The sequence below is a fragment of the Actinomadura sp. CNU-125 genome, assembly GCF_001942465.1.
Classification (GTDB): Bacteria; Actinomycetota; Actinomycetes; order Streptosporangiales; family Streptosporangiaceae; genus Spirillospora.
On record NZ_MKJY01000277.1, the window covers coordinates 1 to 24,068 of the forward strand.

Sequence of the window (24,068 nt, forward strand, 5' to 3'; positions counted from 1 at the left end):
TCGCCGGGCCCGCTCGCGGTGGTCGGACGGGGCGTGCCAGACCCGCCCGGCTTGGCACCGCCCATGCCCAGCGGATCCTCGGCCGGACGGCCGTGCGGTGCGTCTCCGCGCGCGCTTGGCTTGTCGGCCTGGCGGGATGCGGACGGTCCGCCGTATGGGGTGCTCGGCCTGCTCGGTGCGGTGGTCGGGCGGGGCGCGTCTGGCAGGGGCGGGTTGGTGCCGCCCATGCCCAGCGGGTCTTCGGCCGGACGAGCGGCGGGCGCAGCGCGCGCTTGGCTTGTCGGCCTGGCGGGATGCGTACGGCCCGCCGTATGGGGTGTCCTCGCGCGCGCTTGGTGCGGTGGTCGGGCGGGGCGCGTCCGGCCCGCCTGGCTTGGTGCCGCCCATGCCCAGCGGGTCTCGGTCGGACGGGCGTGCGGTGCGTCTCCGCGCGGGCTTGGGGCGGCGGTGGGGTGTGGGGGCCCGCCGTGTGTGCGCGGGGGTTCGGCGAGGAGGTCGACCTCGCGCGGTGCCGGCCGGGGCGGTGGCCGGGCGGGGCGCGCCAGACCCGCCCGGCTTGGTGCCGTCCATGCCCGGCGGGTCTTCGGGGGGACGGGCGGGGTGGTCGTCGGTTTGCGCGGGCACCGGGTCGACGGGGGTTTCGCTCGGGGCCGCGCCGGCGGCGGCGCGGGTTTGCGGGCGCGACGGGCGGACGGGCGCGGCGGGTCGGGGCGTCGGGCTCGAACAGGGCGTGGCGTCCAGGTACGAGGCGCTGGGCAGGCCGGGGTTGACGGCGAGCTGCCACCGCGGGTTGGGCCAGCGGCGGGCGAGCTGGGCCAGGGACGCCTCGCGGTGATGGACGGCCTGGCCCTGCAGCGACCGTTCCATGGCCGCCGGGGAGGTGAACGCCAGGATGAAGGTGCCGTCGCCGAACTGGGCCGTCGCGTACTGGTGGTCGGCGCCGCCGGGGTCGCCCGGGGACGGGAGGTAGAGCGTGGCGCGGGCCAGCAGCTCCAGGTAGCCGCGCTGGTCGCCCTGCTCGCGGGCGTCGGCGAGGGCGGTTTCGAGGGCGGAGCCGGACGGGCGGTCGGTGCGGCGCTCGCCGCCTTCCGGGATCGCGACGGGGATGCCGAGGCCCGGCAGGGCCATCGGGCCGCCGTCCTTGCCGATGCGGGCGGCCTGGTAGACGAGTTCGAGCGGGGAGTCGATGCCGTAGACGTCGCGGAACGCGCCGACCATGCGGCCCGCGAGCATCGCGCAGGCTTCGAGGCGTTCGGCGGCGGCGCGGCCGTCGCGGTCGCGGCGGCCCGGGTCGCGCACGTCGAAGTGGTCCCACCAGTTGCGCCGCCGCGCGTCGTCCGGCGGCTCCCAGCCGAGCGAGCGCAGGCGGCGTTCCTGCAGGTGGCCGAGGGGGCGGGGGAGGAACGCGCTGCCGACGGCCTCGGAGTCCATGCCCTGGTCGGCGCGCATCGCCTGCACGTAGGGCATGCCGGACGGCGCCTGCACGATGATGAACGACCCCACAGGAAGACGGGAGAGTTCCAGGGTCAGCCGTTTGGCGAAGTCGTTCCAGTCCACTCGGGTCCACTCTCACGTCCGTGGGGGCGGGGGCCCGCCGTACCCGGCGGTAGTAAGACGTTAGCGGATCAGTCGCTCCGCGGCGCCGGGACCGCGTCGGCGCGCGCGGGCGCCCACACGCCGCCGACGGCGTCGTAGACGGCCACCGGGGCCTGGTCGTTGACGCCGTTCCACCGCCACAGCCGGGTGCCGTGCGGCGGCCGGATCGGGACGCCCGCGGGTTCGGCGGGGCGCGGCGGCGCGCGAGCGGCTCGGGCTCGGGTTCCGGTTCGGGGGCCGTGTCGAAGTAGGGGGTTCCGGCGTCGAGGGCCTTCTGCAGGTCTTCGACGGAGTACGCGTCGATCGTCGTCTGCGGGACCTCCTGCTCCCCGTTGACCGACGGCGAGCCGTGCTCGGCGCTGAGCCGGGCGAGGGCGGTGACGTCCAGGAGCACCTCGCTCGGCAGCCCCGCGTTGATGGCGAGCTGCCAGGACGGGTCGGGCCAGCCGGCCGACAGCGCGGCGAACGACGTCCGCCGGTACAGGCCGGGGTGGCGGTCGCCGGTGCCGGCGAGGGCGCCGGGGGAGGTGAACACCGTGACGTAGGTGCCGCCGCCGATGGTGATCGTCGGGAGTTCGGCGCGGTCGGGGTCCTCCACGGCGGGGCCGGTGGCGGGCAGCACGAGGTCGGCGCGGCCGAGGAGGGAGAAGTAGGCGCCGTTGTCGCCGCGCTCCTTGGCGTCGGCGAGCCGCGCCTCCAGCGCGCCGTCGCCCGCGGGCGCCTCCGCCGCGGTGTCGGGGCGGGCGTCGCGGCGGCGGGTGATCCGGGACGGGTCGGCGATGTCGATGCCGAAGCCGGGCAGTTCGATCAGCCCGGTGCCGTGCCGGTGGAACGACTCGTACACCAGCTCGGACGGGCGCCGCACGCCCTGGACGTCGCGCAGTGCGGTGACCATCACCTCGGCGAGCCGCGCGAAGTCGCCGGGCAGGCCGCCGCCGGGCAGTTCGGTCCACCAGTTGCGGGGGGCCGGTTCGGCGGGCGGCCGCCAGCCCGCCTCGCTCATGACCTCCTCGTCGGCGGGCGTGAGCAGCAGCGGGCCGACGAGGAAGTTGTTGCTGACGGCCTCCGCGTAGAGCCGGTCGGGCTCGCGCATGGCCTGGACGTAGTGCCGGCTCTCGTCCCGCTCGCGCACGATGAGGATCGTGTCCCGTTCGAGCGCCGCCAGCTCGCGCGCCAGCCGCCGGCCGAACTCGGACCACTCCAACAAGATCACTCCCTACGGCCGGGGGCCGGTCTCGCCCCCCGGAGACCGTGCCCGGAAACCGATGATTGTCGCCGGGGACGTCGCGCGCAAACCGGCGCGTCACCCCGGCGGGGGTTCGTGACGCAGCCCACTCAGGGCGTCGCGGAGGGCCCGCGGGTCGCCGCCGTGGTCGTCGAGGACGTCGATGAGGCGGTGCAGGATCTCGTGCCGGGGCCAGCCGTCGTCCAGGAGCGCCTGGGCGGTCTCCCACAGGTCGGGGGGATCGCCGTCCCACAGCCGCGCGGTGATGCGCTCGTGGGCGTCGAGGTGCTCGTCGCCCGCGCTGGGATGCTCGAATTCGAGGATGACGCGGCGGTCGTCCGGGTCGGACGGGTCGAGGACCGACAGGTCGATCGAGCCGTGCCGTCCCGAACTGCGGTGGGTGCCGGTCAGGAACGGCAGCGCGAACGCGCGCCGGGGGAGCGCTTCGAGGTCGCCGTCGGGCAGCAGCCGCCCGACGATCTCGCGGTCGAGCCCGAACGCGGACGGGTCGCGGTAGGCGTCGGCGAACGTCACGGTGGCGTCCCAGACGGCGTCCAGGGTCGCGCGGACGCCCGCGTCGGGCAGCCCGGTGCGGCGGCCCGCCCACCGCACCCACGCGGCCAGGACGTGCGGGGCGGCCTCCTGCTCGCTGGGGGACAGCAGGACCTTGCGGGGCAGCCAGTCGAGCAGGAACATCTCGCACTTGACCGGGCTGACCCGCAGCGGACGGCCGAAGTCGTGCTCGCAGCCGTACTCGATGATCCGGTCGACGCAGCGGCTGGCGGCGGACCGGTCCGACAGGTCCTCGGCCTCGTCGGACGCCAGGAACCGCGCGGCGAGCGTGGCGCGCCGGTCCCGCCCGTACACCGGCGGCTGCGGGAGGCGGCCGCCGGGCGGGAGGATCCCGGCGCGCGCGCGGACGAACGCGTGGTAGGAGCCGAAGTTGTCGTTCACGGGCGGGTCGTCGACGCCGTTGGTGAGTTCCAGGGCGCTCTGCAGCAGCGCCTTGGTGTCGCGGGGGTCGAGCTGCTCGAACCGCATCAGCGGGTTGTCGCGGCCCTCGGTGCGGCAGTGGTCGAGCAGCTTGTCGACCTGCGAGGACACCCACGCGTCCCGCACCATCCCGCTCGCGGGCGGGCGCCCCCGGCGCGCGCCCCGCGGCTCGCCGGGCTCCGGGACGGTCTCGGCCTTCGTCCGGTCGACCAGGACGACGAGCGCGTGCCGCTCGGAGCCGCCGTAGGCGTAGACGCAGACGATCGAGTCCTGGTCGCCGTAGACGTCGCGGGACACGAAGCACTGCTCGGGCGCCACCGTCCCGACCCGGTCGGCCCAGCCCGGACGGGCGACGCCGCGCCGCATCAGCGCCAGCGCCGCGCGTTCGGCCCGCGCGGCCTGCCGGGGCGTGCCCAGGTAGGCGATGCCGGTCAGCAGGGCGAGCGCGGCGGGCGTCGCGGCCCGCTCGGCGTGCCCGATCAGGGCCTCGCCGATGACCTCCTCGACGTCGCCGCCGGGGACGCGGTGCCCCCACCACGATCCGAGGATCTCGCTGACGATCAGTTCGGCGTCCAGCGGGCTGCGGACGGCCAGCAGTTCGCGGGCGTGGTGCAGCATGCCGTCGAAGATCTCCGCGACCTCGCCCGGGGGATCGTGCTGCGCCGGTTCCCCGGGGGAGCGGTGGCGGCTGCGGGGATTCACGTTCCCAGCTTGTCAGATTCCGCGCGGCCGGTCTGCGTAACGGCGCCGGTTCGCCCAACGCGGACACGCCGTCCGCCGGGGCCGCCGCGATCAGCCGTCGACGCCGCCCGGGGAGCGTCCGGACGGGGGCTCGGATTTCAGCATGCCCGTCAGGTGCTCGCGCGCCATCCGCTCGACGCGCGGCGGGGTGGGTTCGAGCCCGAGGTGGGACATGCGGGCCTGGACGTCGGCCACGCAGCGGAGCACGGCGTCCGGCGGGAAGTCCGCGAACTCGTCCGAGAGCCGGCGCGCGAGCGCGTCTCCGGCCTCGCCCGGGTGACCGACCGGTGCAGGCAACTGTGCAGGCATCTGCGCACACCTCCGCGCACGGGGTTCCGGCGGGCGGGGTCGGCCCGTCGGGCGAGGCGCGGCGCGCCACCGCGCGGCCCGCCGCCGATCACCGGCCCGCGGGCCACCGCCCACACCTTGCCTCGATGTCCCATTCCAGCCTTTTTGCGGGGAGAGTCAAGACATGCCGGGTGGTCGTTTCGCAAATTCTGTACCGGTTCGCTCGGGTTCGTCGTCGCCCGCGCCGTCCACCCGTCCGGCCTGCGCTTTCGCGGCGTCGTCCGCCCACCCCGCGTGGTGCCGCCGGGCCCAGCCGAGGTCGACGCGCCCGGTGCGCATCCCGGTGAGCGCCCCCCGGTCGCCGAACGCCATCCACAGGTGCCCGGCGGTGACCACCAGGACGATCAGGAAGAGCCAGTCGTGGACGAACGTCGCGCCCGTCCGCCACTCGTCCGGCCACGGCCCGGGGAACGTGAGGACCTCCCCGGTCCCGAGCATGATCAGGATCGCGCCGGCCGTGAACGACGCGTTCAGCTTCTGGCCCGCGTTGAACTTCCCCACCGGCAGGATCCCGCGCCCGCCGCGCGCGTCCCGGCGGTCGCGGCGCCGCAGCCACTCCCAGTCGTGCGGCGCGAACCGGTTCAGCCGCCGGACGTCCGCGCGGAACGCCCGCGACAGCAGCCCGAGCACGATCGGCACGGGCAGCGCGAACCCGCACCACACGTGGACGGTCTTGATCGACTCGCGGCGGCCCACGAGCGTCGTCAGGAACGGGAAGTACAGCAGCGCCGCGGTCACCAGGCACACCAGCATCAGCAGGGCGGTCGCGTGATGGATCGAACGCTCCGCCATGGAGAACCGCACCAGCCACCGCGGGACCGTCGGCTCAGGTGGGGACATCGTCACGTCCGTTCGACCGACCCACCCAGGCGTCGACGTCGTATCCGCGTTCCTCCCAGTAACCGGGTTCGACCTCGTCGGTGAGTTCGATGCCGTCCAGCCACTTGAGGGACTTGTAGCCGTACATGGGCGCTACGTAAAGGCGCGTGGGCCCGCCGTGATCGTGCGTGACCGGCCCGCCCTCCATCTGGGTCGCGACCAGAACATCTCTGCGGCGCGCCTGCTCCAGCGTCAGCGACTCGGTGTAGACGCCGTCGAACGACGTGAACCGCACCGCGCGCGCACGCGGCGACACCCCGACCGCGTCCAGCAGGTCGGGAAGCGCGACGCCCGCCCATTGCACGTCCGCGACGCGCCAGCCCGTCACGCACTGGAAGTCGCGGGTGAGCGACGTCTGCCGCAGCCGGGCCAGATCCGCCATGCGGAACGCCCGCGGCCGCCGCACCATCCCGCCGACCCGCAGCCGGTACGACGCGGCGGTGCGCCGGTCGACGCCCGGCGTCACCGAGTAGTAACGGAAACCGCCCGCCGCGGGGAGGACGTTCTGGATGCTCCCGACCGGCGCCAGCGCCCGGCTCACCCGGTCCTGCAGCGACGCGCCCACCGCCACCCCGGCCGCGCCCAGGCCGAGCATGCCCAGGACGATCCGCCGCCCGACCGGCGTGCCTTCTACCGACTCCTCCTCGTTCACGCCCTCATTGGAACAGGACGCGCGGGGGACGAACAGGCCCGTGCGGCCCCACGTAAGACTTCGGACAGATCTAAGCTGAGGGGCATGGCCACGAAGGTTCATCTCGCACAGCGGCCGGAGGCCGACGAACTGCTGGGGCGGAGCCCGCTCGCCGCGCTGATCGGCATGCTCCTCGACCAGCAGGTGCCGATGGAGTGGGCGTTCTCCGGCCCCCACACCATCATGGAGCGCCTCGGCGCGGACGACCTGGACGCGCACGAGATCGCCGCCTGCGACCCCGAGCGGTTCGCGGCGCTGCTGTCGGAGAAACCGGCCGTGCACCGGTACCCGGGGTCGATGGCCAAGCGCGTCCAGCAACTGTGCCAGTACCTCGTGGAGCACTACGACGGGGAGGCCGAGCGGCTGTGGAAGGACGCCGACAGCGGTAAGGAGCTGTTCAAGCGGCTGAACGCGCTCCCCGGTTACGGCAAGCAGAAGGCGCAGATCTTCGTGGCGCTCCTCGGCAAGCAGTACGGGGTCCGCCCGGACGGCTGGCGCGAGGCCGCCGGCGACTACGGAGCGGAAGGATCGCGCCGCTCCGTCGCCGACATCACCGGGCCCGACTCGCTGGCCGAGGTCCGCGCGTTCAAACAGCAGGCGAAGGCCGCGGCCAAGGCCGCCAAGGCGTCCGCTAAGGCGTCCGAGTAAGGCGCCCCGGCAGGGCGGACGGCCGGACGGCGCGGCCCCGCGCCCGCGCGGACTCGCCGAAGGACCCGAGATGCCCTCGTTCGGCGCCCGCGCACCGTTAACATTCCCTACTCGCCGACCCGATGGAGCGCCGCCGGCGCGCCGCGGGACGGCGCACGAGCCCGAGGAGGTCGCCCATGGCCGGAGGACGACGATGTCACCGGGGGTTCCGCAGGCGGCCGACCATCGGGATGATGAGTACCTGACTCCGACCGGTGTTGTGATGGAGGCGGGAGCGCTAACCTGCTCCCATTCACTCATAGTGATGAAAACTTGCCGCGCGTACGGGATCTTCGGGGCGGAGGTGGTGTCCGTGAGCACTGAGACGTCCGTCCCGCATCCCCGCGTTTCAGGGGTGGAGGGGCAGCCCATGGATGCGTCCGACGCCGCGCTCTACGCGACGCTACTGAAGGAGGCCCCCGGCGGGCTCGCCTTCTTCGACGCGGAGCTGCGCTGCCACCGGGCCAGCGACGGGCTCGCCGCGCTGCTCGGCCGGCCCGTCCGCGACCTGCAGCAGCGCCGCCCCGCCGAGTGCCTGCCCGAGCCCGTGGCGACCGCGTTCGAGACGGCGCTGCGCACCGTCCTCGCCGAGGGCGAACCGCTGGACGACGAGCTGGTCGTCCCGGTCCCCGAGCGGACCCGGACACGCCCGCGGCGGCGTCCGCGCGGGCGGAGCGGAGGCGCCCGGCGCCGTCGACGCGCCGGCCGCCGCGCCGTCGCCGAGCGGGTCCTCGCGTGCTACTGGATGCCCGCCCGCGGCCCCGGCGGCGAACGCCCCGGCGGAGAGCCGCCGGGGGTCGTCCTCGCCGTCCTGGACGTCACCGAGCGGCGCCGCGCCGAGGAGGTCGTCCGCCGCAAGGAGCAGCGCTACCGCTCGCTCGTCGAGGCCGGCGAGCAGGTCGTCTGGGTGGCCGCGGCGAGCGGCGAGGCGATCGACGACGCGCCCGAGTGGCGCGCGATCACCGGCCAGGCGCCCGACGAGTACGCCGAAGGCGGCTGGCTTTCGGTCGTCCACCCCGAGGACCGCCCCCGCATCGAGACGATCTGGGCCGGCGCCGTCGAGGAGAACCGGGTCTTCGAGACCAACTACCGCATCCGCACCAAGAGCGGCGCCTACCGGCACTTCGCGTCCGGGCCGTGCCGATCTGGGAGGGCGGCGCGGTCATCGAGTGGGTCGGCGCGAACACCGACGTCACCGGGCAGCGCGAGGCCGAGGAGATGCGCGGCCGGCTGACCGAGCAGCTGTCGGCCGCCGCGCTGCGCACCGCCCGGCTCCAGCAGGCCACCTCCATGCTCGCCGAGGCGCTCACCGTCTCCCAGGTCGTCCAGGTGATCACCGAGGTGGGGCGGTCGGCGATCGGTGCCGACTACTCCGCCGTCGCGCTGCTGGACGACGACAAGCTGCGGCTCAGCATCGTCACGCCGTCCCAGCCGGGCGCCGAGGACGACGCCGGGCACGCCGCCCCCGCCGAGATCAAGGTCGGTGACCAGACGGTCATGTCGATCGCGGTCCGGGAGGGACGGCCGTTCCTGGCCGAGCACCCCGACAGCCTCCGCCTGCAGCTCGGCCGCGACGAGAAGGGCCTGTTCGCCCGGCACACCGAGGAACGCGCCTGGGTCGGCCTGCCGCTGCTGGCCGCGGGCGCGCCGATCGGCGCCCTGCGGTTCTCCTTCACCCGCCCCCGCGAGATCACCGAGGAGGAGCGGGTCTTCCTGGAGGCCCTCGCCGGGCAGTGCGCCCTCGCCGTCGAGCGGGCGCTGCTGTTCGAACGCGAGCACAAGACCGCCGAGGAACTGCAGCGCAGCCTGCTGCCGAGCGACCTGCCGCAACTGCCCGGCATGGTGCTCGCCGCCCGCTACAACCCCGCGACGCGCCACGTGCAGGTCGGCGGCGACTGGTACGACGTGTTCCGGCTGCCCGACGACCGGCTCGCCATCGCGGTCGGCGACGTCATGGGCAAGGGCGTCCTCGCCGCCGCGGGCATGGGCCGCGTCCGCAACGCGCTGCGCGCCCTCGCGCTCAACGACCCCAGCCCCGCCGCCGTCCTCTCCGGCCTCGACCGGCTGTTCAGCGCCACCGAGGACGAGGAGCAGTTCACCACCGTCACCTACGCGGTCATCGACCCCGAGACGGGCCGCGGCGCCTTCAGCAACGCCGGGCACCCGCCGGCCCTGCTGATCTCCCCGGACGCGCCCGCGAAGGTGAGCGAGGAGGAGGCGGGGACCCCGCTCGGATGGCCCAGTGAACGAGAGCAGACAAGTTTTTCCATCGAAACCGGCAACACTGTCGTCTTCTATTCCGATGGACTTGTGGAGAACCGTAGACGCGGGGTGCACGCAGGTCTGGAAGAGCTCGTCGCCGTGGCCGAGGACGCCCCCACCGAAGTGGTAGGAGATCCCGAGAGACTCGTCGACTTCCTGGTCGATCGGATGCTTGCCGGATACGAGCAGGTAGACGATGTGACCGTGCTCGCCCTGCACGTCCCGCCCGAACCCGCGTGAGATCGTCCGGACACGACGCGAAGACGTCGACAAGACGGAGCCGTACGTACGAAGGACCGCCTCGCGCCCTCTAAGGTGGAGAGTTACCGGGTAGGACATCAGGGGTGGAACGCGCAGCAGTACCGGAATGCTTGACCCAGTCAGAGCGGGTACGCTGCCTCCGCACCGGGGGTCCCGCCCAGTGTGAGGTCCCACCTCGTGTGAGGCCGGGCCCGTCAGGGCACTTGGGTATCCAAGCCACACGTTCGTTCGAGAGGTATTTGTGTCGCCTGCTAGCTCGACCTCGAAAGCGTCGGATCTGCACGATCACGTCATCGCGCAACTGATCGAGCGTGGACGGTCCCAGGGAAATCGCCTCGATGCCGACGACGTCCGCCGCACGTTCGAAGAGGCCGACATCCCGGTGTCCGCCGCCTCCTCGATCCTGCGGAGCCTCAGCAAGGAGGGTGTGACCGTCATGGTGAGCGCTGCCGACTCCGCGGCGCCCAAGCGTTCGCGCAAGCGCGCGGCGCCTGCGGCCCGCAGGCCCCGGACGGCCGCCGCGGCCAAGGAGCAGCCCGACACGGTGACCGCCGTCGTCGGTGACGCCGAGGGCGAGGCCGCCGAGACCGCACGTCCCGTCCGTCCGGCGCCCGCCAAGCCCGCGGCCAAGCAGGCGAAGCCGAAGAAGACCGCCGCCGCCAAGCCGAAGAAGGCCGCCCCGAAGAAGGCGGACGCCAAGGCCCCGGCGAAGAAGGCCGGCGACGACGCCGAGCTCGAGGACGACGTCGACGTCGAGCTCGACGACATGGGCGACGACCTGGAGGTCGAGCTCGTGGACGACGCGTCCGACGCCGACGAGACGCCGGAGGCCGAGGAGGAAGAGGCCCCCGCGAAGGCCCCGGCCGCCGCCAAGCCCGCCGCCGCGTCGTCGTCGTCCGAGGAGGAGGGCTTCACCCTCAGCGACGACGAGGAGGACGCACCCGCGCAGCAGATCGCCGCCGCGGGCGCCACCGCCGACCCCGTCAAGGACTACCTCAAGCAGATCGGCAAGGTCCCCCTGCTGAACGCCGAGCAGGAGGTGGAGCTCGCCAAGCGCATCGAGGCCGGGCTCTTCGCCGAGGAGCGCCTGGCCGCCGACGGCCCGGCGATGTCCGAGGAGGACCTCGAAGACTTCGAGTGGATCGCCGAGGACGGGCGCCGCGCCAAGAACCACCTGCTGGAGGCCAACCTCCGCCTGGTGGTGTCGCTGGCCAAGCGCTACACCGGCCGCGGCATGCTGTTCCTGGACCTGATCCAGGAGGGCAACCTCGGTCTCATCCGCGCCGTCGAGAAGTTCGACTACACCAAGGGCTACAAGTTCTCCACGTACGCCACCTGGTGGATCCGGCAGGCGATCACCCGCGCGATGGCCGACCAGGCCCGCACCATCCGTATCCCGGTGCACATGGTCGAGGTCATCAACAAGCTGGCGCGCGTCCAGCGGCAGATGCTCCAGGACCTGGGCCGCGAGCCCACCCCGGAGGAGCTGGCCAAGGAACTCGACATGACCCCGGAGAAGGTCGTCGAGGTGCAGAAGTACGGCCGCGAGCCGATCTCCCTGCACACCCCGCTGGGCGAGGACGGCGACAGCGAGTTCGGCGACCTCATCGAGGACTCCGAAGCCATCGTCCCCGCCGACGCGGTCAGCTTCACCCTCCTGCAGGAGCAGCTCCACTCGGTGCTGGACACCCTCAGCGAGCGCGAAGCGGGCGTCGTTTCGATGCGGTTCGGCCTCACCGACGGCCAGCCGAAGACCCTGGACGAGATCGGCAAGGTGTACGGGGTCACCCGTGAGCGCATCCGCCAGATCGAGTCCAAGACGATGTCGAAGCTGCGCCACCCGTCCCGTTCCCAGGTCCTGCGCGACTACCTCGACTGACGGACACCCGCGAAGGCCCCGCCGCACCCGCGGCGGGGCCCGAACGCCTGCCCGCCCACGGGACGAGTTCTGCGAGTGGGCCGCACCGGGGAAGCCCCGGGTGCGTTGCCTCGTGGGGACGGCCTGATTCCCGGGGCGGCCGGAGCGAGCTCTGCGAGCGCAGGCCGACCCGATCTCCTCAGGTGTGCAGGATGACGTCCAGGTTGGTGCCGTTGAGCTCCGCCGTGTGGCCGAGGCCGACGACGGCCTTGAGGAGGTCTTCGGGGGTGCGCGGGTCCGCGCGGGCGGCGAGGAGGTCGTGGGCGATCTCGCCGCGGGTCGCCTTGGCCATGTGGCTGACCACCGACCGCTGGGGCACGCCGCGGACGATCCGCTCCCGGAACACCCGCACCGCCACGGTCGGCCGCGGAGCCTTCCACACCGACGCGTACGGGCCGGAGCGCATGTCGACGACGAGGCCGTCGTCGAGTCGCAGCGCGTCGCGCATGACGGGACGCCAGAGCGCGGCGAGGCGGCCCTGCGGCGGCAGCGACACCGCCATGGCCAGCCGGTACGGCGGGATGCGGTCGGTGAGCCGGAGGGCGCCCCACAGGCCCGAGAAGACGATGATCCGGTCGGCGGCGGCGCGTTCGTCCAGGCTCGGCAGGTCCAGGTTGTCGTACAGGACGCCCGTGTAGAGCCGCGCGACCGGCAGCGTCGGGGCCGTGCGCAGGCCCCGGTTGCGGGCGAGCGCCTCGTCCTTCTGCCCGGCGGGGAACCCCAGGCGTCCGCGGCGTCGTCGCGCCCGCACGCTTCGCCGAGCGCCGTCAGGACGCGTTCGCGTACGGCGGTGAGGCCGGGGAAGCTCAGGGATCCGAGGTCGAGCGGCGGACCGTCGCCCGCGGCGGCCTTCTTCTCCGACGGCGGGAGCAGGATGTGCACGTTCCTCCTGAAAGGCGTGGTGGCTCCGATGGACGGCGCGGCGTGGCCGGACGTGGCCGGAAGCATCCCCGACGCCTCGGGCCGGGACGTCCGGCGGGGGCGTGAAACGGGCGGATATCGCTATCGGGTGAAGAGCGTCACTTCGGCACGGGAAATGCGTCCGGTGATCGAATAATTACACTGCGTGGTCAATTTGTTCGCGAAGTGCGGGAAAGGTGAACGGCGGCCACCGTCTCCGGTGGCCGCCGCTCTCGAGGACGTTCTATGGACATGCCTACCGCTCGTCGTCCCGAGCGCTAGCCGGGGTTTCAGTGAGCCTGTCGGTCTCGTCCTGAATGTCGGCCCCATTGGCGCGGAGGGCCTCACCGTACTTGCGCCCGTGGTGGGCGCAGAACAGAAGGTCGCCGCCGCCTACAAGGACAGCACGGACGTAGGCCTGGGCGCCACAGCGGTCGCATCGGTCGGCGACGGTCAGCGGCTTGGTCGGGGCAAGGGCTCCAGTCACGGCACCTTCCTCATGCTCGGGGTCGGTACTTAGGAGAACATCTAACCCGACGCGAACGTTCCCAACCTGCTTGTTCGTACGCCCACAGCAGAATGGGCCCATAAGTGACCGACGTCACATTAGGCGTCGTCCCATCGGAACAGGCGGACCGCGATCAGTGCGCCGACGATCGCGACGCCCAGCAGAACGCCGATTTGCGGCAGTGCGGACATCGGCCCGAGACCGCGTCCCATCACGTTCAGCATGCCCTCGTTCAGATAGCGCAGCGGAAAGACGTACGAGAGCGTCCGCATCCACTGGGGCGACGCGTCCAGCGGGAAGAAGGAGCCGCCGAGGAACGCCATCGGCAGGACGATCAGCTGCGTGACGGCCTGCGCGGTCTCCTGCGTCTTCGCCCACGCGCCGACCACCATCCCGATCGACAGGAACGCCAGGACGCCGGCCAGGACCATCGGGACGCCCATCCACCAGGCCCCGCTCAACCGCAGGCCGAACATCGGGAGCGTCGCCACCGCCACGAACAGGGCGAACTGGACGAGCGCGACGCGAGGCTCACCGCGACGCGCGCCGCGAACACCGTCGGGATCGGGGCGGGCGAGAGCTGCAGGCGGCGCAGGATGCCCTTCGTCCGCCACGACACGAGCGTCTGCGAGGCGCCGAACACCCCCGCGGACGCGAGCGCCCAGCCGAGCAGGCTCGGGGTGAAGAACTGGATCGCGTTGAGCGAGTCGTCCTCGACCTGCTGGGCCGACATCGAGTACGTGGGCGCCTTGCCGGTCGCCGCGACGTTCGACGACTGCACGATCTGGTTCATCAGGCTCCGTACCGTCCCGGACCGGACCTGGTCGGCGGCGGAGTAGTGGACGATCAGCTCGTGTCCGCGCTGCTCCACCACCGCGGACACGTCGCCCTTCTCGACGTCGCGCAGCGCCTGGGCCCGGTCGGACGCCGCGGTCAGCTCCATGACCTCGCCGAGTTCGTCCGGCGCCGCCGCCACCGCGCGTTCGACGATGGGCACCGGGCCGACCCGCAGCACCTCGACCTTCGAGGTCGTCTGGTTCCCGAAGATCCCGGCGAAGATCACCAGGAACATCAGCGGGAACAGGATGGTGAACGCCAGCGCGCCCCTGTCCCGGACGAAGCCGAGGAGCATCGCCCGTGACAGGCTCCGGAAACTCGCGTACGTGCTCATGCCCGGTACTCCCGTCCGGTGACCTGGAGGAAAACGTCTTCGAGGGTGGCGCCGTGGATCTGGACGCCGTCCAGCGCGTCCTTCGCCGCCATCGCCGCGACCACGGCGGACGGCTCCCGCGTGGAGATCGTCAGCGACACGCCGTCGTCGGCCGCCTCGTCCGCGCCCGGCAGCGACCGCGCGTCCGCGAGGGGCAGCACCCCGCTCGGCACGCTGATCCGCGCCGGGGAGTCCAGCCCGCGCACCAGGACGGCCGGCGGGCCGAGCCGCAGCAGCCGCCCCGCGTCCATGATCGCCACGCGGTCGCAGAGGATCTCCGCCTCGTCCATGTAGTGCGTGGTCAGCACGATCGTGCGGCCGCCGGTGTTGATGTCGCGCAGCAGGTCCCACAGGTTGCGGCGCGCCTGCGGGTCGAGCGCGGCCGTCGGCTCGTCCAGGAACACCAGCTCCGGATCGTGGACGAGCGCGCACGCGATCGACAACCGCTGCGCCTGCCCGCCCGACAGCTTCTCCACCCGCACGTCGGCCTTGTCCGTCAGCCCGACCGTCTCCAGCATCGCGTCGGCGCGCCGCGCCGGGACGCCGTAGAGCGACCCGAACGTGCGCAGCTGCTCGCGCGCGGTCAGCCGCTCGAAGAACGAGGAAGGCCTGCAACTGGACGCCGATGCGGGGCAGCAGCGCGGAGTTGCGAGGCCACGGCGACGCCCCGAGGATCGACACCGTGCCGCCGTCGGCTTGCCGGAGCCCCTCGATGATCTCCAGGGTCGTCGTCTTCCCGGCCCCGTTCGGCCCGAGGATCCCGAAGAACTCGCCCTCGCCGACGTCGAAGGTGACGTCGTCGACGGCCTGGACGTCGCCGTATCGTTTCTGGAGGCCCGCGACCTCGATGGTGTGCGCCATGCCGGGGACACTACGGAGACGCCCCGTCGGGCACACCCGACCAAAGGTGGACATTTCCAATGTCCACCCTGGGGCCGACCACCGCCCGACGGGCGAGGTTCCCGCGGGCGGAGGCGTGGCCGGGCGCCGTGAATCGGCGAGGCGACGAGATTCGATTGCACGTTCGAATGCTTTCACTTAGAGTGTTCGCCATGTCGCAACCGGTCGTTCAAGTTGGTGGTGTTACCGCCGGGGCGACTTACCGCCATGTGCACGACCGGGCCGAAGGGGCCGGGAATAACGGGTGGCGGCCCGTCGCGCCGTCGTTCGTGGCGGCAGGCCCGGCGGGGGTGGCGGTCCGCACCCGCCTCAAAGACCTAACGCCTGAGGACGAGCAGCTGCTGCGAGCGGCAGGCGAACATCTGGGGTCGCTGGCCGCCCGGGATCTGAAGACCCGGTGCGCCGATGGCCTGGGGCATGATTCGGCCCGGTGGGCGGCGCGTAAGCGGGAGTTGACCACGCTGTCGTCGGCGCGCTGGGCCGGGAGGGGAACCAGCGTGCCCAACACCGTTCGGGACACGCGGCAGAATAATGCAACTCATGTTCTGTCTTATAGGGACGGTACCCTCGTGCCGAATGTCCTACCCCCGAGGAGCACACGCACGTTGACCGCCGCGACCGCCGAAGTGACGACCGAAGATCCGCACGGCTACTCCGCCCGGCACCTCTCGGTGCTGGAGGGGCTGGAGGCCGTGCGCAAGCGACCCGGCATGTACATCGGGTCGACCGACAGCCGCGGCCTCGCCCACTGCCTGTGGGAGATCGTCGACAACTGCGTCGACGAGGCCCTGGCCGGATACTGCACCCATATCGGCGTGGTGATGCACGCGACGGGTCCTTCGAGGTGGGCGACAACGGCCGCGGCATCCCCGTCGACCTCGAACCCAAGACGGGCCTGCCGGGCGTCGAGCTGGTCATGACGCGGCTGCACGCGGGCGGCAAGTTCGGCGGCGTGTCCTACACCGCGTCCGGCGGCCTGCACGGCGTCGGCGCGTCCGTCGTCAACGCCCTGTCGGCCCGCCTGGACGTCGAGGTCGACCGCGACGGCCACACCCACGCGATCAGCTTCCGGCGGGGGCTGCCCGGCGAGTTCGCCGACGACGGCCGCCCGAACGCCCGGTTCAAGAAGCGGTCCGGGATGCGGCAGGTCCGCAAGGTCGCCAAGAAGGTCACCGGCACCCGTACCCGGTTCTGGCCCGACCTGCAGATCTTCCTGAAGGAAGCGACCGTCGAGCGCGACCTGGTCATGGACCGGATGCGCCAGACCGCGTTCCTCATCCCCGGCCTCACCATCGACGTCCGCGACGAGCGCGGCGACGAGGTCGTCGAGGAGACGTTCCGGTTCGACGGCGGCATCGGCGAGTTCTGCACCTACCTGTCCAAGGACAACCCCCTCATCGACGTCCTGCGCCTGCAGGGCCGCGGCCACTTCACCGAGACCGTCCCCGTCCTGGACGACCAGGGCCACCTCACCCCGACCGACGTGGAGCGCGACCTGGAGGTCGACATCGCGCTGCGCTGGGGGAGCGGCTACGACACCGTGACCCGCTCGTTCGTCAACGTGATCGCCACCCCCAAGGGCGGCACCCACGTGCGCGGATTCGAGAAGGCCGTGGTCAAGGTCATCAACGAGCAGTTGCGCGCCGCCCGGCTGCTGAAGAACGGCGACGAGGACGTCATCCGCGACGACGTCCAGGAGGGGATGACCGCGGTCGTCACGGTCCGGTTGCCCGAGCCGCAGTTCGAGGGCCAGACCAAGGAGATCCTCGGCACGTCCGCCGCGACGCGCATCGTGTCCAAGGTCGCCGACCGCGAGCTCCGGGCCATCTTCGAGAACCCGCCGCGTGCGCAGAAGCAGGCGCTGCGGGCGGTTCTGGAGAAGATCGTCGGTGCGGCCAAGACCCGTATCGCCGCCCGCACCCAGCGCGACAACCAGCGCCGCAAGAACGCCCTGGAGAACTCGGCGCTCCCGGCCAAGCTCGTCGACTGCCGGACGGCCGACGACCGCAGCGAGCTGTTCATCGTCGAGGGCGACTCCGCGCTCGGCACCGCCAAGCTCGCCCGCGACTCCGAGTTCCAGGCGCTGCTGCCGATCCGCGGCAAGATCCTGAACGTGCAGAAGGCGTCCGTCGCCGACATGCTGAAGAACGCCGAATGCGCCGCGATCATCCAGGTGATCGGGGCCGGTTCGGGCCGCACCTTCGACATCGAGGCGTCCCGTTACGGGCGCATCATCCTGATGGCCGACGCCGACGTCGACGGTTCCCACATCCGGACGCTGCTGCTGACGCTGCTCTATCGGTACATGCGGCCGATGCTGGAGGAGGGCCGGGTCTACGCGGCCGTCCCGCCGCTGCACCGCATCGAGCTGATCAAGCCCCGCAAGGGCCAGGAGAAGTACGTCTACTGCTACAGCGACGCGGAGCTGCGGCAGAAGCTGGTGGAGTTCGAGCGCAAGGGCCGCCGCTGGAAGGAGCCCGTCCAGCGGTACAAGGGCCTGGGCGAGATGGACGCCGACCAGCTCGCCGAGACGACGATGGACCCGCGGCACCGCATCCTGCGCCGCATCCGCGTCGAGAACGCCGAGGAGGCCGCGAAGACGTTCGACCTGCTGATGGGCAGCGACGTCGCACCGCGCCGCGCGTTCATCACCGCGGGCGCGTCCGAACTGGACGCCGAACGCATCGACGTCTGAGCCGGTTCGTGTGCGAGCCCGGGGCCGGTCGCGGCCCCGGGCTCGCGGCGGGTCAGCCCGCGCTGCGGATGTTCTTCAGCCGCTGGACCGGGTCCGCCGACTGGCCGGGGGCCGAGTCGTAGCTGGCCAGGGCCAGGTAGGTGTCGAACGTCGCGGTGTTGTTCCCGGACGCCGACGGCAGCCCGGCCAGCGCGTCGGTGATCGGCCCGAGCAGCCAGCACCCGGACGTCTTGGGCACTGCGAACGTCGAGTCGTTCGCCGGCGCGCGCAGGATGGTGGGCCGCTCGTACGGGTTGCTCGGGTCGCCCGGGTCCACGACTTCCAGCCCGGTGATGTCCACGCCGAGGTCGAGCTTCATCGGGTCCTGGTCGGACCCGATCGCGCAGCCCTCGGGCGCGAGGGTGTTGAGCACCCCGATCTTCATGTCGAGGGTGACCGACGGCAGGTTGAAGCCGAAGTTGCCGACGTACTCCGGCTGCACCTCGATCTTGACCAGCGGCCAGTCCTCGATCGCGGGGATCGGGTAGCCGAGCAGCCCGAACACCCCGCCCGGGATCTTCATCGGCTTGCCGCTGAGCCGGACGTTCGTGAATTCGAGCGGCGCGCTCACCGAGGTCTGGGTCGCCTGGGCGACGATCCGCATCTCCTCGCTGATCTCCTGCGTGATGCCGCCGAGCTTCATCGACCCGCCCGCCACGACGATGACCATGCAGGTGGTGAGGGCGGGGTCCTGCCCTGCGGGCAGGGGCGGGCATTCGGTGCCGAGGTCGATCGAGGGCGCCGTCGCCGCCGGGGCCGCGGGGGCGGCCTGGGCGGGCGGTGCCGCCAGGGCGATGCCGAGCGGAGCCGCCATGAGGGCGGCGAGGAATCGCTTCTTCAAGACTTTTCGTCGGCCTTCCGTGAGGTGAGGGAGGGGAGTCATGCCTGGAGCGGTCCATGACTACTGGCATGATTCAAAAACCTGAGAGTTTCTCAAACAAGATCATCGGCGTGGCCGCATCCGGCCAAGTTGATCTCCACCCGGCGGTGGAGACCGGGGTCCAGCCACGCGCCGATGGCCGCCGCCGCCCCGAGCGCATACCGTCGTGCCATGGACGAGCCCGTGAGCTGTGGAGGCTGGGCCCGGCGCGCCGACCTGATCGCCCGCACGGTCGTCGTCGGCGGCCTCATCGGGTGGGGCGTGGGGAGCTACCTCTACCGCCTGTTCACCACCGACCCGGCACCCGGGCTGAGCGGTGCCGGATCCGTCATCGCCGTCCTCAACATCGCCCTCTTCACCCTGCTGATCATCGGACTGCGGGGACGGCGGGCGGACTGCCCGCGCGGGCGCACTCCGCTCGTCCCCTGTCTCCTGGCGACCTTCCCGGTCGCCATGGCGCTGGTGGTCGTCAACCCCGACTTCGACGGCGCCCTCTACCTGTGCATGCCGGCGCTCTGGGCGCTGAGCACGCGGTTGTCCCTGCGCTGGGGGCTGGCGGCCGGGGCCACGATGATCGCCGCCCTCGCCGCCCTCGGCCGTTTCGCCGGGGACGGCGTCGACCTCGGCCTGCTGGTCGCGTACGCCGGCATCATTCTCGGCGGCGTCGCCACCCGCCAGGGCATGGCCGCCCAGCAGGCCGCCCGCCGCGCCGAGGCCGCCAACGCCGTGCTCGCCGAACGTTCCCGCATCGCCCGCGAGATCCACGACATCCTCGCGCACTCGCTGTCCGCCCAGGTCGTCCATCTGGAGGGGGCGCGGCTCCTGCTGTCCCGGGACGGCGACCGCGTGCAGGCCCTCGACCGCGTCGAGCGCGCCCGCAACCTGGCCCGTTCCGGCCTTGAGGAGACCCGTCGCGCCCTCGCCACGCTGCGCGGCGAGATCCCCGAGCCCCGCGAGGTCATCGCCGAACTCGCCGAGGACTTCTACGTCAGCACGGGCCGTCCCTGCGACGTGCAGGTCACCGGGACGGCCCTCGAACTGTCGCCGCAGGCGGGCCTCACCGTCGTCCGGACGGCCCAGGAGGCGCTCACGAACGTCCGCAAGCACGCGCCGGGCGCGCGCGCACACGTCCGTCTGCGCTACCTCAAGGACACGGTCGAACTGGAAGTAACGGACACCGGTGGAACGGAGCCGGGCCTAGACTTGGGCGGCGGCGGATACGGCCTCGTGGGGATGCGCGAACGCGCGGAACTCATCGACGGAACCCTGGAGACGGGCCCGGACGGCAAGGGTTTCCGGGTCGCCCTCCGCGTGCCGGTGGGGTGAGGGAGACGGTGAGCAGCACGCGAATCCTCGTCGTGGACGACCAGACCGTGGTCCGCGAGGGGCTGGTCCTCCTCCTCGAACTCCTGCCCGACATCGAGGTGGCCGGTTCGGCGGCCGACGGCGAGCAGGCCCTCGCCATGGTCGCCGACAAGCGCCCGCACGTCGTCCTGATGGACCTGCGCATGCCCCGGATGGACGGCGTGGAGGCGACGCGCCGCATCCGGGCGGAGCATCCGGGCACCGAGGTCGTCGTCCTCACCACCTACGCCGACGACGAGTCGATCTTCGCCGCGCTCCGCGCGGGCGCCCGCGGCTACCTCACCAAGGACGCCGGCGCCGACGAGATCGCGCAGGCCGTCGCCGCCGTCCGCGGCGGCGCCGCCCAGCTCGACCCGTCCGTGCAGCGGCGGCTGATCGAGGCGGTGGCGACGGGCGACCGCCCGCGGCCGTCCCGCGCCGGGCTGCCCGACGGCCTCACCCGCCGCGAGGCCGAGGTCCTGGTGCTCATCGCGCAGGGACGGTCCAACGCCGAGATCGCCGGTGACCTGTTCATCAGCGAGGCCACGGTGAAGACCCACATCAACAACCTGTTCGCCAAGGCGAACCTGCGCGACCGCGCCCAGGCGGTCACCTATGCCTTCAAGCACGGCCTCGCGGGCTGACCACACCGCCGTAACTCGCGTGCTGTAACTCGGCCGGTGTGATTACAGGCCTTGTAACCCGTGCGAAAGTGCCCGCCCAGCGGGAAACGGCCCGGACCGGGCCGCCGGTCGCTTGCTAATCTCGCGCCATGCCCACCCAAGAGCACATGAAGGCCGCGCTGCAGGCGTACGTCGACGGCTTCAACACCGGCGATCCGGCGGCCGTCGTCGCCCTCTTCGCCGACGACGCGACCATCGAGGACCCCGTGGGCAACCCGCCCATCGCCGGGCGGGAGGCGATCACCGAGTTCTACACCGGCACGATCGCGTCCGGGGCCAAGCTCAGCCTCGACACGCCCGTCCGCGGCTCGCACGGCAATGCGGCCGCCATGGCGTTCACCGTCGAGATGCCGAACATGCGCATTCGCGTCATCGACGTCATGACCTTCGACGAGGACGGCCTGATCGCCACCATGCGCGCCCACTGGGGACCGGCCGACGTCGAGTCCTGAGCGCGCGGGACGGCCGCGGGCCGTCCCCGGGCTCACCCGGCTCCGGGCCCGTCCGGACGGGGAACGAACCGGACGAACGGGATCCGCTCGCCGACCGCGCGGAAGTCGTCCACGCTGCCGTCGATCGAGAAGCCCATGATCGAGCAGAGCCGCCGGGCGGTGCGCGGATTCCGCGGGCCGTACCGCGCCATCAGGTCCGCGCCGTCCTCCTTCGACAGCACGACCGCGGTGACCGGAAGCACGCGCCGCCCCACCTGGATCGTGACGTCCGGGGTCTTGAGGACGTTCTGGTACCAGTCGGCCCGGACGCCGAAGCCGGACGCCGCCACGTACCCGTCCGGCCCGTGTTCGACGACCTCGATGACGGCCCGGCGCGGCAGCCCCGACTTGCGGCCGACGTGCGTGAGCAGCATGATCCGCGGCGGCATGAGCACCCCGAGGCCCCGCCGGTAGAAGTGGATGGGCAGCCGCCACAGCAGGCGGCGCACGCCGGACGGCGGCGCGGGCGTCTTGACGATCTCCATGAGGGTCTCCCGAATCAGGCGGGCAGGATGGAATCGGCGCCGAACCGGCGGCGCAGCAGCGGCGCGAAGGCGTCGCGCATCACGAACCGGGACATCAGGTTCTGCGCCGCCAGGCCGGTGCGGGTGGCGGGCACGAGGGCGCCGGCGAACAGCCGCGCGTTGCGCTGCCGCCGCACGACCTCCGGGCGCAGACGGCGCTCGTAGCGCGCGAACGCGGTGCGATGGTCGGCGGCGGCGAGCTCCTCGGCCAGGACGTAGGCGCCCGCCATCGCCATCGACACGCCCTGCGCCGAGACGAGCGTCAGGCAGCCGCAGGCGTCCCCGATCAGCGCCACCCGGTCGCGGTGCCAGGCGGGCAGCTCGATCTGGGTCATCGCGTCCATGAAGATCTCGTTGGGCTCGGGCGCGTCGGCGAGGAGCCGCGGCGTGATCCAGCCCGCCCCCGCGAAGACGTCGCGGAGCCGGTCCAGCCGCTCGGCGCGCGGCACCGGGCCCGGCCCGTCCCGGAAGAGGAACAGCGCGATGAGCTCGTCCGGTCGTCCGGTGCCGTAGGTGACGACCTGGCGTCCCGGTTCGGTGTAGTGCGTGCGCACCCGTCCGGCGCCGTAGCGGTCCGGCACGGGGAAGCACGCCATGGTGCAGCCCAGGTGCCGGGCGTGCCCGTCGGCGCCGAAGACCGCCCGGCGGACGGCCGAGTGGACGCCGTCGCGCCGACGACCAGGTCGAACCGCTCCTCGCCGCCGCCGGGGAACCGGGCCGTCACACCGTCCGCGTCCTGGACGAGCGACTCGACCGGCAGGTCGAACCGGATCTCGACGTCGTCGCGGACGGCCTCGATGAGCTCGTCCTCCAGCGTGCTGTGCAGCAGCGCGAGGTTGCGTCCCCGGGTGATCCGGTCGAGCAGCGGCGCGCCGAGCCGGGCGAGGGTGCGGCCGGAGCCGTCGACGAAGTCGACCGAGTCGATCGGCAGGGTGCGCGCCGCCAGCCGTCCGGCGAGGTCCATGCGGGCGGCGATGTCGTGGCCGGTGCCGACGAGGTCGAAGCCGTAGCCGCCGAGCCGTCCCTCCGCCGACCGCTCGGCGACGACGGGGGTCATGCCGCGGCGGTGCAGCCAGTAGGCGAGCGTGAGTCCGGCGACTCCGCCGCCCGCGACGAGGATTCTCACAGGCTCTCCTCCAGCGCGCCGAGCGCGTCGTCGAGGGACAGTTCCGGGTCGACCATGTGGTGCAGCAGCAGGCCGTCGATGAGCGCGGCGATCACCGCGGCCATGCCCGCGCGGCGGCCCGGCGGCCAGTCCGGATGCACGCGCCCGAGCCACTCGGCGAGTCCCTCGCGCGCGATCCGCAGTTCGTCGCGCAGCGCCTCGCCGAGCGCGGGTTCGCGCAGCGCCCCGGCCATCAGCTCCACCGACAGCCGGACGGTCCCGGGGTCCACCGGCGCCGCCTGCAGCCTGCGCGCGGCCGCGAGGACGGCGCGTTCGTCGGGCGCGGCGAACAGCTCGTCCAGGAACGGTGCCACCACCGTGTTCCCCGCCTGCCGGGCGACCGCCTCGTGCAGCGCCCCGAGGCCGCCGAAGTGGTAGTGGATCAGCCCCACGTTGGCGCCCGCCCGCTCGGCCACGGCCCGCGTCGTGACCGCGGGCCAGCCGCCCTCGGCGAGCAGCGCGACGCCCGCGTCGACGAGCTGCCGCCGTCGCCGCTCCCCTTTTGGTCGATCGCTTAAATTGGTCACTCGACCAATATAGCCGGACGCGGGTCGGCCGCGGGACCCCCATCGCGGGACGATCGCCGCGGCGAGCTGTTCGGGTTCGTACAGGCCGGGGAGGTCGTGGGCGAACGTCGCCAGGTCGTCGCCGAGCCGGGACGCGTCGTGCGTCATCGCCCGCATCGGTTCGGCCGGCGCCTCGACGGTCGGATCGTCGTAGTAGGTGATCGGCTTCAGCAGGTCGCCGGTGGGCGGGACGGGCGCGCCGCCGCTGCCCATGGGACGGTCCGCCCGATGCGTTCCGGATTCTGGAGCGCCATGCCGAGGCCGATGATGCCGCCCATCGAGTTGCCCACCAGGTGCGCGCGCTCGATGCCCAGTTCGTCCAGCAGCCCGAAGAGGGTGTCGATCCGGTGTCGGGTGAAGTCGGCGGCGGCGGGTCCGGGTGGCTGGAGTCGCCGAACCCGACGATGTCGGACGCGATGTCGTACAGGTCGCCCAGCACCCGTTCCCAGTTGGACAGCGCGGTGGCGCCCGGCCCCGACCCGTGCAGCCACAGCACCGCCTCGTTCGACGGGGTGCCGGACGTGTGGACGCGGAAGCGCTAGCCGCCGACGGGCACGTCGCT

21 protein-coding genes and 4 pseudogenes are annotated in these 24,068 nt (G+C 72.5%); 7 read left to right on the forward strand and 18 right to left on the reverse strand.

Annotated features, from left to right (window positions below; genetic code table 11):
• From BJF79_RS28270 to BJF79_RS28300, 6 genes and pseudogenes are all read right to left on the reverse strand, one after another.
• Window positions 1–1,557: TY-Chap domain-containing protein (locus BJF79_RS28270; RefSeq protein ID WP_075901907.1), on the reverse strand; the 1,557-nt coding region annotated here is incomplete at its 3' end.
• 466 nt (window positions 1,558–2,023) lie between these two features.
• Window positions 2,024–2,809 (reverse strand): annotated as a pseudogene (locus tag BJF79_RS67385) (TY-Chap domain-containing protein); the annotation flags it as partial.
• 90 nt (window positions 2,810–2,899) lie between these two features.
• The gene (locus tag BJF79_RS28285; RefSeq protein ID WP_075901999.1) at window positions 2,900–4,432 is read right to left on the reverse strand and encodes a hypothetical protein; all 1,533 of its coding nucleotides are present in this window, start codon (window positions 4,430–4,432) and stop codon (window positions 2,900–2,902) included.
• Window positions 4,433–4,606: 174 nt separating this feature from the next.
• Window positions 4,607–4,864 carry a hypothetical protein gene (locus BJF79_RS28290; protein WP_075901913.1) on the reverse strand — a complete coding sequence of 86 codons (258 nt, stop codon included), beginning with the start codon at window positions 4,862–4,864 and terminating at the stop codon, window positions 4,607–4,609.
• Between the two features lie 156 nt (window positions 4,865–5,020).
• A complete protein-coding gene (locus BJF79_RS28295; protein ID WP_083734058.1) occupies window positions 5,021–5,743 on the reverse strand; it encodes a cytochrome b/b6 domain-containing protein in 723 nt (240 codons plus the stop codon).
• Window positions 5,730–6,434, reverse strand: a complete 705-nt coding sequence (locus BJF79_RS28300; RefSeq protein WP_262402694.1) for a molybdopterin-dependent oxidoreductase — start codon at window positions 6,432–6,434, stop codon at window positions 5,730–5,732. Before BJF79_RS28300 ends, BJF79_RS28295 begins: the two co-directional genes overlap by 14 nt.
• 84 nt (window positions 6,435–6,518) lie before the next feature.
• Here BJF79_RS28300 and BJF79_RS28305 point away from each other — a divergent pair, with 84 nt between their 5' ends.
• From BJF79_RS28305 to BJF79_RS28315, 3 genes and pseudogenes are all read left to right on the forward strand, one after another.
• Complete coding sequence (locus BJF79_RS28305) at window positions 6,519–7,121, forward strand: HhH-GPD-type base excision DNA repair protein (RefSeq protein ID WP_075901917.1); 603 nt, start codon at window positions 6,519–6,521, stop codon at window positions 7,119–7,121.
• 409 nt (window positions 7,122–7,530) lie between these two features.
• Window positions 7,531–9,662: pseudogene (locus tag BJF79_RS67390) on the forward strand (SpoIIE family protein phosphatase).
• 262 nt (window positions 9,663–9,924) lie between these two features.
• Window positions 9,925–11,562, forward strand: coding sequence for an RNA polymerase sigma factor (locus BJF79_RS28315; RefSeq protein WP_075901919.1), 1,638 nt, complete (start codon window positions 9,925–9,927; stop codon window positions 11,560–11,562).
• A gap of 178 nt (window positions 11,563–11,740) precedes the next feature.
• Here the strand turns inward: BJF79_RS28315 and BJF79_RS28320 are convergent, their stop codons facing one another.
• The 6 genes and pseudogenes from BJF79_RS28320 to BJF79_RS61995 all read right to left on the reverse strand — a co-directional run.
• Window positions 11,741–12,352, reverse strand: a complete 612-nt coding sequence (locus tag BJF79_RS28320; RefSeq protein WP_316043460.1) for a YaaA family protein — start codon at window positions 12,350–12,352, stop codon at window positions 11,741–11,743.
• 405 nt (window positions 12,353–12,757) lie between these two features.
• The gene (locus BJF79_RS61975) at window positions 12,758–12,988 is read right to left on the reverse strand and encodes a hypothetical protein (RefSeq protein ID WP_075901923.1); all 231 of its coding nucleotides are present in this window, start codon (window positions 12,986–12,988) and stop codon (window positions 12,758–12,760) included.
• Window positions 12,989–13,107: 119 nt separating this feature from the next.
• Entirely contained in the window at window positions 13,108–13,500 is a 393-nt protein-coding gene (locus BJF79_RS61980; RefSeq protein WP_262402703.1) for an ABC transporter permease, read from the reverse strand.
• A complete protein-coding gene (locus BJF79_RS67395) occupies window positions 13,467–14,180 on the reverse strand; it encodes an ABC transporter permease (protein WP_410050152.1) in 714 nt (237 codons plus the stop codon). Before BJF79_RS67395 ends, BJF79_RS61980 begins: the two co-directional genes overlap by 34 nt.
• Window positions 14,177–14,806 carry an ABC transporter ATP-binding protein gene (locus BJF79_RS28340; RefSeq protein ID WP_262402704.1) on the reverse strand — a complete coding sequence of 210 codons (630 nt, stop codon included), beginning with the start codon at window positions 14,804–14,806 and terminating at the stop codon, window positions 14,177–14,179. The genes BJF79_RS67395 and BJF79_RS28340 overlap by 4 nt, the downstream gene beginning before the upstream one ends.
• A 124-nt stretch (window positions 14,807–14,930) precedes the next feature.
• Window positions 14,931–15,134, reverse strand: a pseudogene (locus tag BJF79_RS61995) (ATP-binding cassette domain-containing protein); the annotation flags it as partial.
• Window positions 15,135–15,724: 590 nt separating this feature from the next.
• On the opposite strand from BJF79_RS61995, the pseudogene BJF79_RS28345 reads away from it, so the two are divergent.
• Window positions 15,725–17,814 (forward strand): annotated as a pseudogene (locus BJF79_RS28345) (type IIA DNA topoisomerase subunit B).
• Between the two features lie 52 nt (window positions 17,815–17,866).
• Here BJF79_RS28345 and BJF79_RS28350 read toward each other — a convergent pair.
• A complete protein-coding gene (locus tag BJF79_RS28350; RefSeq protein WP_075901925.1) occupies window positions 17,867–18,694 on the reverse strand; it encodes a hypothetical protein in 828 nt (275 codons plus the stop codon).
• A gap of 210 nt (window positions 18,695–18,904) precedes the next feature.
• On the opposite strand from BJF79_RS28350, the gene BJF79_RS28355 reads away from it, so the two are divergent.
• From BJF79_RS28355 to BJF79_RS28365, 3 genes are all read left to right on the forward strand, one after another.
• The gene (locus BJF79_RS28355; protein ID WP_075901927.1) at window positions 18,905–20,059 is read left to right on the forward strand and encodes a sensor histidine kinase; all 1,155 of its coding nucleotides are present in this window, start codon (window positions 18,905–18,907) and stop codon (window positions 20,057–20,059) included.
• A gap of 8 nt (window positions 20,060–20,067) precedes the next feature.
• Window positions 20,068–20,721, forward strand: coding sequence for a response regulator transcription factor (locus BJF79_RS28360; protein ID WP_187357072.1), 654 nt, complete (start codon window positions 20,068–20,070; stop codon window positions 20,719–20,721).
• A 128-nt stretch (window positions 20,722–20,849) separates the two neighbouring features.
• Window positions 20,850–21,212: a steroid Delta-isomerase gene (locus BJF79_RS28365; protein WP_075901932.1), complete on the forward strand. Its 363-nt coding sequence runs from the start codon at window positions 20,850–20,852 to the stop codon at window positions 21,210–21,212.
• Between the two features lie 32 nt (window positions 21,213–21,244).
• Here the strand turns inward: BJF79_RS28365 and BJF79_RS28370 are convergent, their stop codons facing one another.
• Genes BJF79_RS28370 through BJF79_RS53875 form a run of 5 tightly spaced genes read right to left on the reverse strand, consistent with a single transcriptional unit; the run spans window position 21,245 to window position 23,997 of the window.
• Window positions 21,245–21,736, reverse strand: a complete 492-nt coding sequence (locus BJF79_RS28370) for a nitroreductase family deazaflavin-dependent oxidoreductase (RefSeq protein WP_075901934.1) — start codon at window positions 21,734–21,736, stop codon at window positions 21,245–21,247.
• A 14-nt stretch (window positions 21,737–21,750) separates the two neighbouring features.
• On the reverse strand, window positions 21,751–22,119 hold the full coding sequence (locus BJF79_RS62000; protein ID WP_262402697.1) for an FAD-dependent monooxygenase: 369 nt from the start codon (window positions 22,117–22,119) through the stop codon (window positions 21,751–21,753).
• A complete protein-coding gene (locus BJF79_RS28375; RefSeq protein WP_262402698.1) occupies window positions 22,107–22,901 on the reverse strand; it encodes an FAD-dependent monooxygenase in 795 nt (264 codons plus the stop codon). Before BJF79_RS28375 ends, BJF79_RS62000 begins: the two co-directional genes overlap by 13 nt.
• On the reverse strand, window positions 22,898–23,719 hold the full coding sequence (locus BJF79_RS28380; protein ID WP_262402699.1) for a TetR/AcrR family transcriptional regulator: 822 nt from the start codon (window positions 23,717–23,719) through the stop codon (window positions 22,898–22,900). The genes BJF79_RS28375 and BJF79_RS28380 overlap by 4 nt, the downstream gene beginning before the upstream one ends.
• On the reverse strand, window positions 23,674–23,997 hold the full coding sequence (locus BJF79_RS53875; protein ID WP_075901936.1) for an alpha/beta fold hydrolase: 324 nt from the start codon (window positions 23,995–23,997) through the stop codon (window positions 23,674–23,676). The genes BJF79_RS28380 and BJF79_RS53875 overlap by 46 nt, the downstream gene beginning before the upstream one ends.
• Window positions 23,998–24,068: the final 71 nt, after the last annotated feature.

Excerpts from the sequence above, each read along its gene's own strand:
- BJF79_RS28285 (WP_075901999.1), bottom strand. The coding sequence starts at position 4,432 with ATGCTGCACCACGCCCGCGAACTGCTGGCCGTCCGCAGCCCGCTGGAC.
- BJF79_RS28290 (WP_075901913.1), bottom strand. The coding sequence starts at position 4,864 with ATGCCTGCACAGTTGCCTGCACCGGTCGGTCACCCGGGCGAGGCCGGA.
- BJF79_RS28295 (WP_083734058.1), bottom strand. The coding sequence starts at position 5,743 with ATGTCCCCACCTGAGCCGACGGTCCCGCGGTGGCTGGTGCGGTTCTCC.
- BJF79_RS28305 (WP_075901917.1), top strand. The coding sequence starts at position 6,519 with ATGGCCACGAAGGTTCATCTCGCACAGCGGCCGGAGGCCGACGAACTG.
- BJF79_RS67395 (WP_410050152.1), bottom strand. The coding sequence starts at position 14,180 with ATGAGCACGTACGCGAGTTTCCGGAGCCTGTCACGGGCGATGCTCCTC.
- BJF79_RS28355 (WP_075901927.1), top strand. The coding sequence starts at position 18,905 with ATGGACGAGCCCGTGAGCTGTGGAGGCTGGGCCCGGCGCGCCGACCTG.
- BJF79_RS28365 (WP_075901932.1), top strand. The coding sequence starts at position 20,850 with ATGCCCACCCAAGAGCACATGAAGGCCGCGCTGCAGGCGTACGTCGAC.
- BJF79_RS28370 (WP_075901934.1), bottom strand. The coding sequence starts at position 21,736 with ATGGAGATCGTCAAGACGCCCGCGCCGCCGTCCGGCGTGCGCCGCCTG.
- BJF79_RS62000 (WP_262402697.1), bottom strand. The coding sequence starts at position 22,119 with ATGGACGCGATGACCCAGATCGAGCTGCCCGCCTGGCACCGCGACCGG.
- BJF79_RS28380 (WP_262402699.1), bottom strand. The coding sequence starts at position 23,719 with ATGGGCAGCGGCGGCGCGCCCGTCCCGCCCACCGGCGACCTGCTGAAG.